At 63.7% G+C, this 15295-nt stretch carries 13 protein-coding genes; 4 read left to right on the forward strand and 9 right to left on the reverse strand.

Translation table 11 applies throughout. The features are described 5' to 3' along the window. Nucleotides 1–64 precede the first annotated feature (64 nt). Both HZ99_RS15720 and HZ99_RS15725 read left to right on the forward strand, forming a co-directional pair. Nucleotides 65–1444, forward strand: a complete 1380-nt coding sequence (locus HZ99_RS15720) for a DUF2868 domain-containing protein (RefSeq protein WP_038444204.1) — start codon at nt 65–67, stop codon at nt 1442–1444. Then, nucleotides 1437–2804, forward strand: a complete 1368-nt coding sequence (locus HZ99_RS15725; protein ID WP_038444206.1) for a DUF3482 domain-containing protein — start codon at nt 1437–1439, stop codon at nt 2802–2804. The genes HZ99_RS15720 and HZ99_RS15725 overlap by 8 nt, the downstream gene beginning before the upstream one ends. Here the strand turns inward: HZ99_RS15725 and HZ99_RS15730 are convergent. The 7 genes from HZ99_RS15730 to HZ99_RS15760 all read right to left on the reverse strand — a co-directional run bounded on the left by HZ99_RS15730 (nt 2801) and on the right by HZ99_RS15760 (nt 11844). Further along, nucleotides 2801–3355, reverse strand: coding sequence for a phosphonate degradation HD-domain oxygenase (locus tag HZ99_RS15730; RefSeq protein ID WP_038444207.1), 555 nt, complete (start codon nt 3353–3355; stop codon nt 2801–2803). The genes HZ99_RS15725 and HZ99_RS15730 overlap by 4 nt on opposite strands. Further along, on the reverse strand, nt 3355–4488 hold the full coding sequence (locus tag HZ99_RS15735; protein WP_038444208.1) for a TIGR03364 family FAD-dependent oxidoreductase: 1134 nt from the start codon (nt 4486–4488) through the stop codon (nt 3355–3357). Before HZ99_RS15735 ends, HZ99_RS15730 begins: the two co-directional genes overlap by 1 nt. A 124-nt stretch (nt 4489–4612) precedes the next feature. Then, on the reverse strand, nt 4613–5638 hold the full coding sequence (locus tag HZ99_RS15740; protein WP_038444210.1) for a putative 2-aminoethylphosphonate ABC transporter substrate-binding protein: 1026 nt from the start codon (nt 5636–5638) through the stop codon (nt 4613–4615). 26 nt (nt 5639–5664) lie between these two features. Then, the gene (locus HZ99_RS15745; protein ID WP_038444211.1) at nt 5665–7389 is read right to left on the reverse strand and encodes a putative 2-aminoethylphosphonate ABC transporter permease subunit; all 1725 of its coding nucleotides are present in this window, start codon (nt 7387–7389) and stop codon (nt 5665–5667) included. A 1-nt stretch (nt 7390) separates the two neighbouring features. Further along, the gene (locus HZ99_RS15750; protein WP_038444213.1) at nt 7391–8455 is read right to left on the reverse strand and encodes a putative 2-aminoethylphosphonate ABC transporter ATP-binding protein; all 1065 of its coding nucleotides are present in this window, start codon (nt 8453–8455) and stop codon (nt 7391–7393) included. Between the two features lie 235 nt (nt 8456–8690). Beyond that, a complete protein-coding gene (locus HZ99_RS15755; RefSeq protein WP_038444215.1) occupies nt 8691–9554 on the reverse strand; it encodes a LysR family transcriptional regulator in 864 nt (287 codons plus the stop codon). A gap of 16 nt (nt 9555–9570) precedes the next feature. Next, nucleotides 9571–11844: a heavy metal translocating P-type ATPase gene (locus HZ99_RS15760; RefSeq protein WP_038444217.1), complete on the reverse strand. Its 2274-nt coding sequence runs from the start codon at nt 11842–11844 to the stop codon at nt 9571–9573. A gap of 85 nt (nt 11845–11929) precedes the next feature. Here HZ99_RS15760 and cadR point away from each other — a divergent pair, with 85 nt between their 5' ends. Then, nucleotides 11930–12379: a Cd(II)/Pb(II)-responsive transcriptional regulator gene (gene cadR, locus HZ99_RS15765; protein WP_038444219.1), complete on the forward strand. Its 450-nt coding sequence runs from the start codon at nt 11930–11932 to the stop codon at nt 12377–12379. Nucleotides 12380–12496: 117 nt separating this feature from the next. Here the strand turns inward: cadR and HZ99_RS15770 are convergent, their stop codons facing one another. Continuing rightward, a complete protein-coding gene (locus HZ99_RS15770; protein WP_038444220.1) occupies nt 12497–13468 on the reverse strand; it encodes a thymidylate synthase in 972 nt (323 codons plus the stop codon). 51 nt (nt 13469–13519) lie between these two features. Continuing rightward, the gene (lgt, locus tag HZ99_RS15775) at nt 13520–14332 is read right to left on the reverse strand and encodes a prolipoprotein diacylglyceryl transferase (RefSeq protein ID WP_038444222.1); all 813 of its coding nucleotides are present in this window, start codon (nt 14330–14332) and stop codon (nt 13520–13522) included. Nucleotides 14333–14545: 213 nt separating this feature from the next. On the opposite strand from lgt, the gene HZ99_RS15780 reads away from it, so the two are divergent. Continuing rightward, nucleotides 14546–15292 (forward strand): NRDE family protein, encoded by a 747-nt coding sequence (locus HZ99_RS15780; protein ID WP_038444223.1) that lies wholly within the window; start codon nt 14546–14548, stop codon nt 15290–15292. Nucleotides 15293–15295: the final 3 nt, after the last annotated feature.

A 15295-nucleotide genomic window follows, 5' to 3' on the forward strand; every position in this document is an offset into this window, starting at 1 on the left:
CGAGAATACCAGAGGCGCGGGCCAGGGGTTATGCTCCAGGCTCACTGACACAACAGGACGGCGCGTGACTGCTCTGAACCCCCTGCACACACTCTGGCTGACGGAAACTGTGCGCCTGCGTGAAGAACACGCCGGCCCCCTGGACGACCAGGAAGCCAATCGCCTGGCCCGCAGCAGCGGCGGCGACCTGCCGACGCGTATCCAAAACCGCGCCCTGTGGCTGGCCGAGCGTGATGGCCTGACCGCCGCCCTGCACCACTGGTTGCAAGGTGCGCGTCTGGCGCTGATCGTGCTGATGGTGCTGGCCATCGTCAGCGGCGCCGGCCTGGCCTTTGCCGCGCTGGGCAACGGCCTGGCCCCGGTCAATGTGTTCTGGGCCCTGGGCAGCCTGTTGGGCTTGAACCTGATCCTGCTGCTGAGCTGGGCCCTGGGCCTGCTGTTTGCCGGCGAACACAGCGCCAGCCTCGGCCGCCTATGGTTGTGGCTCAGCGAAAAACTCGCCCGCGATGCCAAGGCCGCGCAACTGGCGCCGGCGCTGTTGTTGTTGCTCCAGCGCCGCAAGCTCAACCGCTGGGCCGTCGGCGCGCTGGTCAATGGCCTGTGGCTGCTGGCGCTGTGCAGCGCGCTGGTGATCCTGCTGACCTTGATGGCCACCCGGCGCTACGGGTTTGTCTGGGAAACCACCATCCTGGGCACCGACACCTTTGTCAGCGTAACCCAGGCCCTGGGCAGCCTGCCCGCCCTGCTGGGCTTGAGCGTACCGACGGTGGAGATGATCCGCGCCAGCGGCGACAGCGCCTTGAACATCGAAAGCGCCCGCCAGGCCTGGGCTGCCTGGCTGGTCGGGGTGCTGCTGGTCTATGGCCTGCTGCCCCGGCTGATCCTCGCCCTGCTGTGCCTGTGGCGCTGGCAACGCGGGCGAGCGGCCTTGGCCCTGGATCTCAACCTGCCCGGCTACAGCCACTTGCGCGAAGCCTTGATGCCCAGCAGCGAGCGTCTGGGTGTCAACGACGCGGCGCCAGAACAGCTGCATCACGTCAAAGGTGGCGCCAGCGAACTGCACAGCGATGGCGCCCTGCTGGTGGCCATCGAACTGGACGACCAGCGCCCCTGGCCCCCCAAACTGCCGGCCACGGTCAAGGACGCCGGCATCCTCGACAGCCGCGAATCACGCCACAGGCTGCTGGAGCAACTGACCCGCTTCCCGCCTGCCCGCCTGGTGATCGCCTGTGACCCGCGCCGCTCGCCGGATCGCGGCAGCCTCGCGCTGATCGGCGAGTTGGCCCGCAGTGCCGGCGCTACCCGCGTCTGGCTGTTGCAAGCGCCCCCGGGCCAGGCGCTGGATGCTGAGCGCCTCGGCGATTGGCACACCGCGTTACAGCAACTGGGCCTGCCCTTCGCCGATTGCGCGCCGCTTACCTGGCTGGAGACCGGTCATGACTAAACCCCTGAAACTGGCGGTGGTCGGCCACACCAACGTCGGCAAGACTTCGCTGCTGCGCACCCTGACCCGTGATGTGGGCTTTGGCGAAGTGTCCCACCGCCCCAGCACCACCCGGCATGTCGAAGGCGCGCGCTTGTCGGTCGACGGCGAGGCCTTGCTGGAGCTGTACGACACGCCAGGCCTGGAAGATGCCATCGCCCTGCTCGACTACCTCGAACGTCTCGACCGCCCTGGCGAACGCCTGGATGGCCCGGCACGCCTGGCGCGCTTTCTGGAAGGCAGCGAAGCCCGCCAGCGTTTTGAGCAGGAAGCCAAGGTATTGCGCCAATTGCTGGCGTCCGATGCCGGCCTGTACGTGATCGACGCCCGGGAACCGGTACTGGCCAAGTACCGCGACGAGCTGCAAGTGCTGGCCAGTTGTGGCAAGCCGCTGCTGCCGGTGCTCAATTTTGTCAGCAGCGCCGAACACCGCGAGCCCGACTGGCGCGAAGCCCTGGCCCGCCTGGGCCTGCATGCGCTGGTGCGCTTTGACAGCGTGGCGCCCCCCGAAGATGGCGAGCGGCGGCTGTATGAAAGCCTGGCCCTGTTGCTGGAGAGTTCACGGCCGCAGTTGGAGCGGCTGATCCGCGACCAGGAGGCCCAGCGCCAGGCGCGCCAGCAAAGCGCCGCACGCCTGATCGCCGAGCTGCTGATCGACTGCGCCGCGTGCCGGCGCAGCGTACTCACCGAAGATGAACAGCAAGCCATCAGCGACCTGCGCAAGGCTGTGCGCCAACGCGAGCAACGTTGCGTCGAAGCCCTGCTCAAACTGTTCGGCTTTCGCCCGCAAGACGCCGCCGCCAGCGATCTGCCCTTGCTGGATGGCCGTTGGGGCGACGACCTGTTCAACCCCGAAACCCTCAAGCAGTTGGGGGTGCGGGTCGGCGGCGGGATGGCCGCGGGGGCAGCGGCCGGGGCCGGTGTGGACTTGCTGGTGGGCGGCCTGACCCTGGGCGCCGCCGCCCTCGCCGGGGCGATTGCCGGCGGCGCGCTGCAAACCGCGCGCAGCTACGGCAGCCGTCTGCTGGGCAAGATCAAAGGCCAGCGCGAGCTGACCGTGGATGACAGCGTGCTGCGCCTCCTGGCCCTGCGCCAGCGCCAGCTGCTCAAGGCCCTGAACCTGCGCGGGCATGCGGCGCTGCACAGCATCAAGGTCGACACGCCGCAGGACAAGTCCTGGCGCGACGGCAAGCTGCCCGAGGCCTTGCACAAGGCGCGCGCCCATCCGCAATGGTCGTCGCTCAACCCCCACCCAAGGTTGAGCCAGGCCGAGCGCCAGGAACAGATCGAAGCCCTGGCCCAGCGCCTGGACGAGGCTTAAGCCGCCAGCAGTTGCCGGGCCTTGGCCTTCAACACCTCAAGGTCCAGCAGCGGCACATGCATTTGCTTGGCCTGCTCATCCCAATGACGCATGCGCAGGCTCACCGCGCACAGCGGGTCCTGCTCGAACGCCCGGGCCTCGGCGGCCGTCATCACCCCGCCCTGGTAATTCAGGGTGCGGCGGCTGGCTTCGCTCAGGCGTGCGTAATAGCCCGGCTGGCTGAACGTCAGATAGCGCTTGGCTTGTACGTGATACTCCACCAGTTTCGCCAGACGCTCGCTGAACCCGGCCCGACGCAGGTAATCGGCGCCCAGGCGTTCGTGGCTGACCACGCCGTAGCCGCCCATGTTCGCGCCACCCTGGCCACAGATATGCCCGATATCGTGGAAGAACGCCGCCAGCACCACTTCATCGTCGAAGCCTTCGGCCATGGCCAACTGCGCGGCCTGGGACATATGTTCGATCTGCGACACCGGTTCGCCGATGTAATCGGCGGCGCCGTGCTGTTCATACAAAGCAAAGACCTCGGCGACGACTTGCTCAGCCTGCATCACGCCTCTCCCCACAGTTCAGTGATATTGCCCTCGGCCATCGCCGGCCCCACGCTCATGCCCACGCCTGTGTGCATCAAGGCCACGCTGACACCATCGGCGGCGCGCAGGAACGAAAACGGCCCCGGCCCCCGGGAACCATAGACGCCTTGCCAGCGTTCCACGACCTGAATCTGGCAGCCCAGGGTCTGTTCGGCCAGTTCGATCATCCAGTTGTCCACCTGCTCGGCATTGAACGGTGATGGATCGCTGCCGTAATGGTGGGAATCGCCGATGATCAACTCGCCATGGGGTGTCGGGCTGATCAGCAGGTGGATGCCATGCTCATGCAGGTGCGGCGTGTCGCGCAGGATCTGCGCCTGCACGGGCGCCGCTTGCGGCAAGTCGGCGAAGGCGCCGTAGTGCACGCAACTCAGGCCGGTCAGCAGGGCATGTTGCAGGTTCAAGTCGACCTTGGGCCGCGCGCGCAACATCTGCAATTGGCAGATTTGCGGGTTGAGTCCGGCGATCTGCTCGGCCAGCAGGGTCTGGTAGTCGTGGCCGGAGCAGACAATGATCTGCTGGCCACGAAAGCTGCCGGCGGTGGTGTGCAGTTGGCCGGGCTCGATGTCGCGCACCAGGGTGGAGAAGTGGAACTCCACCTTGAGTTCGCGGCACAGGTATTGGATCAGTGCCGGCAGGGCTTCGCGCGAATACAGTTGTTGATCGTCCAGGCCATGCAGCGCGGCGCGGTGATGACGGAACTGACCGCCGTACAGGTCGTGCAGGGCCGCCCCTTGCAGCAGGTTGACGCGGTAGCCGTACTCCTTGGCGCGACCGGCACAAAAGGCGTGCAGCAGATGCTCTTCGGCCTCGGTACGAGCAAACAGATAGGAGCCATTGCGCTTGAGTTGCAGGTTCGCCAGGTGTGCCCACTGGCCCCAGATCTCCCGGCTTTGCCGGGCCAGGTCGAGCATCTGCCCGGGCGGTTGGCCGGTGACCAGCGCCTGGCCGAAATTGCGCACCGACGCGCCCAGGGGCGTGGCCGTGCGCTCGAAGACCTTGACCTTGAGGCCGCGCCTGGCGGCAGCATAGGCATGGGACAGGCCGAGGATGCCGGCGCCGATGATCAGTAGGTCGGTGTGGTGTGTCATTAAGTGATGTCCTGAATGGGAGGCCGCCATCGCAGGCAAGCCAGCTCCCACCTGTTGAATGGTGAACACCTTCAAATGTGGGAGCTGGCTTGCCTGCGATGAGGCCATCAGCCCCAACGAATATTTACTGGCCCGCCACCTTCTCCGACTTGCCGTCATAGCGCTTGCGCCATTCAGCCAGGATGTTGTCGCGGTTTTTCGAGGCCCAGGCAAAGTCGTTCTTGATCAGGCGCTGCTCGTAGTCCGCCGGCAGTTCGGTCTGTGGCTTGGCGATACCCGGCTGGGCCAGGACCGCGAAGTTTTCCTTGTACAGCTCCATCGCTGCGGGGCTGGCGGAGAAGTCGGCGAGTTTCTGTGCCGCTTCCTGGCGGGCCGTGCCCTTGATCACCGCAGTGGCTTCGATGTCCCAGCCCAGGCCTTCCTTGGGCAGGACGATATCCAGCGGCGCGCCCTGGCGCTTCAACTGCACCGCCGGGTATTCAAAGGAAATGCCGATCGGGAACTCCCCGGAAGCCGCCAACTTGCACGGTTTGGAACCGGAGTGCACGTACTGGCCGATGTTCTGGTGCAGGTCATCCATGTACTGCCAGCCCTGTTTCTCGCCAAAGGTCTGCAACCAGGCGCTGACGTCAAGAAAGCCTGTGCCGGACGACGCCGGGTTCGGCATGACGATCTTGCCCTTGTACTCAGGCTTGGTCAGGTCCTGCCAGCTGATCGGCTTGCTCAGGCCCTGTTTTTCGGCCTCCACGGTGTTGAAGCAGATGGTCGCGGCCCACACGTCCATGCCGACCCAGGCGGGTGGGTTGGCCGCGTCGCGGTAGTTCTTGCCGATCTTGTCCAGATCCTTGGGTGCGTAGCTTTGCAGCATGCCCTGCTGATCGAGGATCGCCAGGCTGGAGGCCGCCAGGCCCCACACCGCATCGGCCTGCGGGCGGGCTTTTTCCGCCAGCAGCTTGGCCGTGATGATCCCGGTGGAGTCACGCACCCACTTGATCTCGACGTCCGGGTTGGCCGCTTCAAAGGCTTTTTTGTAGGTCTTCAACTGTTCGGCTTCAAGGGCCGTGTACACGGTCAACTCGGTCTTGGCAGCAAAGGCATTCAGGCTGAACGCGGTGAGCACAGCAGCGGCGAGGGCCAGGGGCTTGAACATGGTGCGTTTCCTTGTGTGGGGCAGCGTTATTGACCGGGCGCGGTTTGGCGCCAGGCCTGGGAGCGGCGCAACAAGCCGCGTGAGGCCCACGCCAGCAGCAGCGAGACGCCGGCCGACGTGAACAGAATCAGGGTCGACATGGCCGCGGCGCCGCCAACGTTGCCGGCATCGTCCATGTTCAACACAGCGACTGCGGCGAGGATGGTGTCGGGGCTGTAGAGAAAGATCGCCGCCGACACAGTGGTCATCGCAGAGACAAACAGATAGCGCAGGATGTCCAACAGTGCCGGCAGGCAGATCGGCACGGTGACCCGCAGATAGTGGCGGTACAGCGGCGCCTTGAGCGACAGCGCAGCGGCTTCGAACTCGGCGTCGAGTTGGCGCAGGGCGGTCATGGCCGTCATCTGCGCAGTGGTCAAATAGTGAGCAATGGTGCACACCACCAGCAGCGTCATCGTCCCGTAGAGCACATGCAGCGGGTTGCCATTGAGGTTGAAAAAGAACACATAGCCCAGGCCCAGCACCAAGCCCGGCACCGCCATCGGCACGAAACTGAGCATGCGCAGTGCCAGGTTGAGGCCTTTTTGCCCCTTGGTCTTTTCCATCAGGTAAGCGCCGGTGAAGATCAGCACACTGCCGATCAACGCGGTGCACAGGGCCATGGTCAGGCTATTGCGATAGGCCAGCCAGCCACCGCCGGCGGTGTCGTTGAACTGGTAGTGATTGAGCGACAGCGACAGGTTGTACGGCCAGAACTTCACCAGCGACGAATACACCGCCATGCCGAACACCAACAGCAGCACCGTGCAGATCAACAGCACAATCGCCAGGTAGCAGCCATCCCGCAGGCGTGACGGCGCCGGCTGGAACACCTGGGCGCGACCGCTCATGGAGTCGCCGTGACGCCGACGCAGCCAGGTATCGACCGCGAAACTCAGCAGTGCCGGCACCAGCAGCACCATGCCGATCAACGCGCCGCGACCGAACTGCTGCTGGCCGACCACCGCCTTGTAGGCTTCCAGCGCCAGCACTTGATAGTCGCCGCCCACCACCACCGGCACGCCGAAGTCGGTGATGGTCAGGGTGAACACCAGGCAGAACGCCGCGAACACCGCCTGGCGTGTCGCCGGCCAAGTGATGCTGCGAAACGCCCGCGCCGGGCTGGCGCCCATGCTTGACGCCGCATCGAACAGGCGCGCATCCGCCAAAGACAGTGCCGACAGCAGGATCATCAGCGCATGGGGGAAGGTGTAGATCACCTCGCCAAGGACAATGCCCCAGAAGCCGTAGATGTTGTCTGACAGCAGGCCGCGCAACAGGCCCTGATTGCCGAACAGGTACACCAGGGCAATGCCCGGCAGCATCGACGGCGCCATCAGCGGCAGCAATGACAGGCCACGCCAGAGGGTCTTGCCGGGGATCAGCGTGCGTTGCAGGGCGTAGGCAAACAGGTAGGCCAGGGGGACGACGATGATCGCAACGCTTAAGGAAACCTTCAGGCTATTGCCCAGCAGCCAGCGGAAGTTGGCGCTGGTCAGCAGCTCACGCGCCGCCACCAGCCCGCCGCCCTGGCCGTCTTCGGCGCTGAAGCCGCGCCAGAAGATCGCCAGCAACGGCAGCAGCACGGCGACGCCCAGCAGCACCAGCAGCAGCAATTTGCCGCCCAGGACGAAGAGGCGGTCACCGATTTCGGCGCGCGAGGCCTGACGAGCCGCGCGCTGGGGTATCGGCAGAGTCATGTCAGCGGCCATCTCAGGCAAACACCTGCAGGCTGCGCGGCGGCAGCGCCACCCAAATGTCCTGGGCCCCCAGGCGTGGCATGGCTTCCGGTGCCAGTTCAGCCAGCAGCGGGTGGCCGGGCAACTGGTCCAGTTCAAAGCTCATGCGGCAACGGTTACCGAGGAAGGTGATTTCACGCACCTTGGCCGGGAACAGGTTTTCCTCATGCACCGGCGGGTTGACGCTGATCGCTTCCGGCCGGCAGAACAGGCGGCCCGACGCCGCCTTGCCACTGTCTTCGGCCAGGCGCACATTCATCCCGCCGACCTGGGCGTGGCTGGCGCTGTTGCGGCTGAACGGCAGCCAGTTGCCCTGGCCGACAAACTCGGCGACAAACGGCGTGGCCGGACGGTCGTAGATTTCCTGGGGGGTCGCGTATTGCTCCACTTTGCCGTTGTTCATTACCGCAATGCGGTCGGCCATCAGCATGGCCTCGTCCTGATTGTGGGTGACCATCAGGGTGGTGATACCCAGGCGGCGCTGCAGTTGGCGCAGTTCGGTACACAGGTGCTCGCGCACCCGGGCGTCGAGGGCCGACATCGGCTCGTCCAGCAGCAATAGCGATGGGGCCGGCGCCAGGGCACGAGCCAGGGCGACCCGCTGCTGCTGGCCACCGGACAATTGGCCGGGATACTTCTTTTCGCTACCGCTCAGGCCCACCAGCTCCAACATCTGCGCCACGCGTTTGCGCACTTCATCGCGCCCGCTGCCGCTCAGGCCATAACCGATGTTGGCTTCGACGCTGAGGTTGGGAAACAGCGCGTAGGACTGGAACAGGATGCCGTAGTCCCGCGCCTGGGGCGCCAGTAGGGAAACATCGCGATCACCCAGGTACAACTCGCCACTGTCCTGGCGTTCCAGGCCGGCGATGCAGCGCAGCAGGGTGGTCTTGCCACAGCCCGAGGGGCCGAGCAGGCACACCAGTTCACCGGCGGCGACGTCCAGGGACACATGGTCCAGGGCAGTGAAGGCGCCGAAGCGCTTCTGGATACCACGCACCTTCATCGGCGCGCCGGGGTTGAGCTGGGCTGTGTTCATGGTGGCACCTCATCAAACTGATGAAGGCCATGCTAGGGAGCAAATGCGTCCCTGTTGTGGCAGGAAGGCAAAAGCGGGTGATAGTGGTATTGGTGGATTTGGGTAAGACCATGGCCATGGGGTGTCTGGTCTGGCGCCATCGCAGGCAAGCCAGCTCCCACATTTGAATGTATTCACAGCCCCAAATGTGGGAGCTGGCTTGCCTGCGATGGCGATTTCAAAGCCACCAACGCCCTCAGAGCGGCGACATTTCCTGTGCCAAGCCCAGAAACGCCGCCGGCAGCCGCGCCCCCTTGCGCTCCTTGAGGCAGTACAGATACTCGGGGATCTGCGGTGCATTCTCGATGGTCAGCACCCGCAATTGCGGATCATGGGGCACTTCCTGGCGGGCAATGATGCTGATGCCGATATTGCGCAGCACCGCCTCGCGAATCGACTCACGGCTGCCGATCTCCAGCAGCGGGCCATAACTCACGCCGGCACCCTCGAGCATCTCCTCGGTCAGGCGCCGGGTGGTGGAGCCTGCTTCGCGCATCAACAGGGTATGCCCCGCCAGCGCACTGAGTGACACATGGTCCAGCACGGCCAACGGGTGATTGCGATGCACCGCCAGCACCAGCGGGTCGGTGCCCAGTACCCGGCGGATCAGGCGGGGATCCTCCAGCAGTTGCGAGGAGGCGGCGACGTCCACCCGGTAATCATCCAGTGCTTCAAGCACCTGCTGGGAGTTGCCGATTTCCACCGCCACTTCCACATGCGGCAAGCGTTCGCGAAAGGTTTTCACCAGGTCGAGGATGTAATAAGGCGCCGTCGCGGCGATCCGCAGCGTGCCCTGGACCTGGCCGCTGTTGCGCAGGAAAAACTCGATATCCGCTTCCTGCTGCAACAGCGCCTTGACCATCGGCAACAGCCGCGCGCCCTCGTCGCTGACGGTGAGACGGCGACCTCCGCGATAGAACAGCTCAACCGAGTACTGGCTTTCCAGATGGCGAATCTGGGTGGTCACCGTGGGTTGGCTCAGGCCGAGCTTTTTCGCCGCCTGGGTAATGCTGCCCAGGCGGGCGACCATGTAAAACGCCTTCAGCTCGGCACTCAGCACACCACCCTCTCATCGACTATTTGCGCAACAGGCGCAGACCATTGAACACCACCAGCAGGCTGACGCCCATGTCGGCGAACACCGCCATCCACATGGTGGCCATGCCCAGGAAGGTGACCGCAAGGAAGATAGCCTTGATCACCAGCGCCAGGGCGATGTTCTGCTTGAGGATACTCGACGTTTGTCGCGACAAACGTATGAATGCCGGAATCTTGCGCAAATCATCGTCCATCAGTGCCACGTCGGCGGTCTCGATCGCCGTGTCGGTACCGGCGGCAGCCATGGCAAAGCCAATTTCGGCACGGGCCAGGGCCGGGGCGTCGTTGATGCCGTCGCCAACCATGCCGACCCGGTGGTTTTTGCCGTACAGATCCTCGATGGCCTTGAGCTTGTCGGTGGGCAGCAGGTCGCCCTGTGCCTGGTCAATACCCACCTGGGCGGCAATCGCCTGGGCGGTGTGGGTGTTGTCGCCGGTAAGCATCAGGGTCTTGATGCCCAGGTCGTGCAATTGCTCGATGGCTTCGCGGCTACTGTCCTTGACCGTATCGGCCACAGCGAACAGCGCCAACGGGCCGGACTTGTCGAGCAGCAGCACCACCGACTTGCCTTGTTTTTCCAGGGCGAAGAGTTTTTCTTCAAGGGCTGGCGAGCACAGACCCAGTTCTTCTACCAGGCGATGGTTGCCCAGGTGGTAGACCTCGCCGTTGATCTCGCCACGTACTCCGCGCCCAGCCAGAGCCTCGAAGTTATCCACAGCGAGTAGCGCCAGGTTTTTATCCACAGCCGCGTTGGCTATGGCCAGCGACACCGGGTGGTCGGAGCGCCCGGCCAGGCTCGCGGCCAGGACCGGGGCGTTGTCTTGGGCGGACAACGCCAGGTAGTCGGTCTGCACCGGCTTGCCATGGGTGATGGTGCCGGTCTTGTCCAGGGCCAGGTAGTCCAGTTTGTAGCCGGCCTCCAGGTACACGCCGCCTTTGATCAGGATGCCCTTGCGCGCGGCCGCGGCCAGGCCACTGACGATGGTCACCGGGGTGGAAATCACCAGGGCGCATGGGCAGGCGACCACCAACAGCACTAGGGCGCGGTAGATCCAGTCGAACCACACCCCGCCCATGAACAGCGGCGGGATAAGGGCCACGCCCAAGGCAAACAGGAAGACTGCCGGGGTGTAGATTTTCGAGAAACTGTCGACAAAGCGCTGGGTTGGCGCCCGTGAGCCCTGGGCTTGTTCTACCGCATGGATGATGCGCGCCAGGGTGGAGTTGTTGGCAGCGGCAGTCACCCGGTACTCCAGGGAGCCGGCCTGGTTGATGGTACCGGCGAAGACTTTATCGCCGACGGTCTTCTCGATCGGCAGGCTTTCCCCGGTGATCGGCGCCTGGTCGATGGTGGATTGGCCGGCAGTGACTTCGCCGTCCAGGCCAATGCGCTCGCCGGGACGCACCCGCACGATGGCGCCCAGTTCAATGATTTTGACCTCTTGTTCGACCCAGCTACCGTCAGCCTGGCGCACCGTGGCCCGTTCCGGGGTCATCTGCATCAGGCCACTGATGGCGTTGCGCGCACGGTCCAGGGACTTGGCCTCGATCAACTCGGCCACGGTAAACAGGAACATCACCATTGCCGCTTCCGGCCACTGCCCGATCAGGACCGCGCCGGTCACGGCGATACTCATCAGCGCGTTGATGTTCAGGTTGCGGTTTTTCAGGGCAATCCAGCCCTTTTTATAGGTCGTGAGGCCGCCACTGAGGATCGACACCAGCGCCACCAGGGCCACCACCCAGGTCGGTGCGGCACTGGTGAAGTGGATCACTTCCGCCGCCAGGGCGCCCACGCCGGACAGGGCTAGCGGCCACCAGTGCTTCTTGACCGGGGGGGCTGCGGCAGGCACACCCTCCTCGATCGGGTCGGCCTGCATGCCCAGGGATTTGATGGCCTCGATGATCGGCGCGGTATTCGGCAAGTCGTGGGTCACACCGAGGATGCGGTTGATCAGGTTGAATTCCAGTTGCTGCACACCGGCCAGCTTGCCCAGCTTGTTCTGGATCAGCGTTTGCTCGGTGGGGCAGTCCATGGCTTCGATGCGAAAGGTACTCAGGCGCGCGTTGGCGCTGGGTGCCTCGGTCAACGTCACCAGGGACGGCGCCGCCGCGCCAGAACAGCAGGAGTCGCCATGGTCGTGCTTGGGCACGGGCGTTAGCTTTTGCGCGTGGCTGTGGCCGTGGTTGTGATCGTGATCGTGATCGTGATCGTGATCATGCTTGTGCGGGGTATGCAGGGAATCGCTCATTATGTCGCGTCCGTGAAGGTGCCTGTTGCCAAGTAAAGACCCTGTAGCCACTATAGGGTCAAGCACCCTTTTGGAGATTGCTGCGATGAAGATCGGTGAACTGGCAAAACTGACCGACTGCCCGGTGGAAACCATCCGCTATTACGAGAAGGAAGGCCTGCTGCCGCCACCGGCGCGCAGTGAGGGCAACTATCGCCTGTACACGCAGGCCCACACCGAGCGCCTGACGTTTATCCGCAACTGCCGCAGCCTCGATATGACGCTGGAAGAGATCCGCAGCCTGCTGGGCCTGCGCGACAGCCCCCAGGACCAGTGCGAAAGCGTGAATGCGCTGATCGACGAGCATATCCATCACGTCAAGGCGCGGATTGATGGGCTACTGGCCTTGCAGACACAACTACTGGACCTGCGCCAGCGGTGTAGCGAAGGACCGGAGATTGAGCAGTGTGGGATTTTGCAGCGGCTGGAGGTCAGCGGGAGTGTGGCAGCCAGTGAAGCGGAGCATTCACATGTGGGTAGAAGCCACGGCCACTAACTAATGTGAACGCCACCTAAATGTGGGAGCGGGCTTGCTCGCGAAAGCAGTGTGTCAGTCGACATCTTAATCGACTGATCCGCCGCTTTCGCGAGCAAGCCCGCTCCCACATTTGCCTTAGACCGCCATCGGCGCCGTCATCGGCGCATGGTGCTCGTAGCCTTGCAGCGAAAAGTCGCTCGGCTCGATCAGTTCCAGCCATTCGGGTTGGTACACCCCAGTCTTGGCAAACTCCGGCACGCGATCGCTGATCACCAGCTTCGGCGCGGCAAATGGTTCGCGCTTGAGCTGTTCGTTGAGCATGTCCAGGTGGTTTTCGTAGACGTGGGCGTCGCCGATGAAATAGGTGAACCAGCGCGGCGTGTAGCCGGTCAGGCGTGCGATCAGGCTCAGCAACGCGGCACCTTCGGTGAGGTTGAACGGCGTGCCCAGGCCCAGATCGTTGGAACGGATGTAGAGGGTCAGGGAAATCTCCCGGGTCTCGACATTCGGATGGAACTGGTACAGCAGGTGGCACGGCGGCAGGGCCATTTCATCGAGCTGGGCGCAGTTCCAGCCGTGGAACAGGATGCGCCGGCTGCCCGGGTCCTTGATGATGGTGTCGACACACTGGCGGATCTGGTCGATGGCCTTGTACAGCACCACATAGGCCTGGCCGTCTTCCTCGCCTTCGGCGATCTGGCGATAGCCCTGGGCCAGGGTCTGCTCGATAGCGGCCTGGTTGCTCAACGGGATCTGCTTGTACGCCGGCCATTTGCGCCATTGCACGCCGTAGATCTCGCCCAGGTCGTCCTCACCCTGGCGGAATGGGTTGGCCAGCCACTGCGCGTTTTCGTTGGCATTCTGGTCCCAGACCTTGCAGCCCAGGGCACGGAACTCGGCGGCGTTATTGACCCCACGCAAAAAGCCGCACATCTCGCCAATCGCCGACTTGAACGCCATTTTGCGGGTCGTGATGGCCGGGAAGCCTTCCTGCAGGTCAAAACGCAACATCGCACCGGGGAAGCTGATGGTATTCACGCCCGTACGGTTGGCTTGCTTGGTGCCGTTGTTGATGACGTGGGAAACCAGCTCGAGATATTGCTTCATGACATTACCTGTATCGGTGAAGCCCAGACCCTCAGGCCCAGGCGTTCGAATTTATAGCGCGGTGCTCTTGATCGCCTGCGGGCGATTGTAAGCCCACCAGAGCATGCCCAGGCCTGCAACAATCATCGGAATGCTCAGCACCTGCCCCATGGTCAGCCAGCCGAACGCCAGGTAGCCCAACTGCGCATCGGGCACCCGCACGAATTCGACGATGAAACGGAAGATCCCGTAGAACAGGGCGAACATCCCGGATACCGCCATGGTTGGCCGCGGTTTGCGCGAGAAGATGTAGAGAATCAGGAACAACGCCACCCCTTCCAACGCGAACTGGTACAGCTGCGACGGATGGCGCGGCAACTGTGCCGGGTCGCTGAACGGCGGGAATACCATGGCCCACGGCACGTCAGTCGGCTTGCCCCACAACTCGGCGTTGATGAAGTTACCGATTCGCCCGGCGCCCAGGCCAATCGGCACCATCGGTGCGACGAAGTCCATCAGTTGGAAGAATGACTTGCCATTGCGCCGGCCAAACCACCAGGCCGCGAGCATTACGCCGATAAAGCCACCGTGGAACGCCATGCCGCCCTTCCACACCTCGAAGATCAGCGTCGGGTTGGCCAGGTACGCGCTCAAGTCGTAGAACAATACATAGCCCAGGCGCCCGCCCACGATCACGCCCATCGACATCCAGAACACCATGTCGGAGAGCTTCTCCTTGGTCCAGGTCGGGTCGAAGCGGTTCAGGCGCCGAGAAGCCAGCAGCCAGGCACCGCCAATGCCGATCAGGTACATCAACCCGTACCAGTGGATTTTCAGCGGACCGATGGCCAGGGCCACCGGGTCGATCTGCGGGTAAGGCAGCATTGCGACTCCTCGTTAATTCATTCGTTATTGCGCACGGACCATGCCGGTGGGCGATTAAGCCTGCGTTACAGCAGTTCGATCAAATGAAGAAGTTCGCCCCCACGCCAAGCAGCCTGGCATGTTAACGGATGGGAGGCATCTGGCCCAACTTCGATACGATGGATAGCCGGCAGTTCTATGGGTAGAGTGAACAAAACACAAAAGGATCACCTTATGTGCCTGATTGTTTTCGCCTGGCGGCCTGGCCACGCTCAACCGCTGATCGTCGCGGCCAACCGTGATGAATTCTACGCCCGACCCAGCCTGCCCTTGGCCCAGTGGCCGGATGCACCGCAGGTTTATGCCGGCCGCGACCAGGAAGCAGGCGGCACCTGGCTGGGGGTGGGCGCCGATGGACGGTTCGCCGCGCTGACCAATATCCGTGACCCGCACCAGCCACCGGCGCGCAAGTCCCGGGGCGAATTGGTGGCACGTTTTCTCTGCGGTTCGCTGCCAGTTGACCACTACTTGGCCGAGGTTAACGGCAGATCGATTGAATATGCCGGATTCAACCTGCTGGTTGGAACGCCCCACGAACTGTGGCACTACAACGCCAATGAGTCGGCCCCCACGCAACTGACGGCCGGGATCTACGGGTTATCCAATGCCGGGCTGGATACGCCATGGCCAAAGCTGCTCAAGGCCAGGGCGGCGCTGGCCGAAGTGCTGGGTGATCCACAGCCAGATGCCCTGCTGGGGATTTTGAGCGACCCGCAGACCGCACCTTTTGCCGAGCTGCCGGATACCGGGGTCGGATTGGCCACGGAGAGTTTGTTGTCGAGTGTGTTTATCGCCAGCCCCAGTTACGGGACACGGGCGAGCACCGCGCTGATTGTCCATGCCGACGGGCGGCGACAAATGTTCGAACGCAGCTTTGGGCCCCATGGTGGGCGGCTGGGCGAGGTACAGCTTGAGATTTAGCGG

The sequence above is a fragment of the Pseudomonas fluorescens genome (genome assembly GCF_000730425.1).
GTDB classification, from domain to species: Bacteria; Pseudomonadota; Gammaproteobacteria; order Pseudomonadales; family Pseudomonadaceae; genus Aquipseudomonas; species Aquipseudomonas fluorescens_X.

What these genes read in the sequence shown, in the direction of transcription:
- HZ99_RS15725 (WP_038444206.1), top strand. Translation starts at nt 1,437, where the DNA reads ATGACTAAACCCCTGAAACTGGCGGTGGTCGGCCACACCAACGTCGGC.
- HZ99_RS15730 (WP_038444207.1), bottom strand. Translation starts at nt 3,355, where the DNA reads ATGCAGGCTGAGCAAGTCGTCGCCGAGGTCTTTGCTTTGTATGAACAG.
- HZ99_RS15735 (WP_038444208.1), bottom strand. Translation starts at nt 4,488, where the DNA reads ATGACACACCACACCGACCTACTGATCATCGGCGCCGGCATCCTCGGC.
- HZ99_RS15740 (WP_038444210.1), bottom strand. Translation starts at nt 5,638, where the DNA reads ATGTTCAAGCCCCTGGCCCTCGCCGCTGCTGTGCTCACCGCGTTCAGC.
- HZ99_RS15745 (WP_038444211.1), bottom strand. Translation starts at nt 7,389, where the DNA reads ATGGCCGCTGACATGACTCTGCCGATACCCCAGCGCGCGGCTCGTCAG.
- HZ99_RS15750 (WP_038444213.1), bottom strand. Translation starts at nt 8,455, where the DNA reads ATGAACACAGCCCAGCTCAACCCCGGCGCGCCGATGAAGGTGCGTGGT.
- HZ99_RS15760 (WP_038444217.1), bottom strand. Translation starts at nt 11,844, where the DNA reads ATGAGCGATTCCCTGCATACCCCGCACAAGCATGATCACGATCACGAT.
- cadR (WP_038444219.1), top strand. Translation starts at nt 11,930, where the DNA reads ATGAAGATCGGTGAACTGGCAAAACTGACCGACTGCCCGGTGGAAACC.
- HZ99_RS15770 (WP_038444220.1), bottom strand. Translation starts at nt 13,468, where the DNA reads ATGAAGCAATATCTCGAGCTGGTTTCCCACGTCATCAACAACGGCACC.
- lgt (WP_038444222.1), bottom strand. Translation starts at nt 14,332, where the DNA reads ATGCTGCCTTACCCGCAGATCGACCCGGTGGCCCTGGCCATCGGTCCG.
- HZ99_RS15780 (WP_038444223.1), top strand. Translation starts at nt 14,546, where the DNA reads ATGTGCCTGATTGTTTTCGCCTGGCGGCCTGGCCACGCTCAACCGCTG.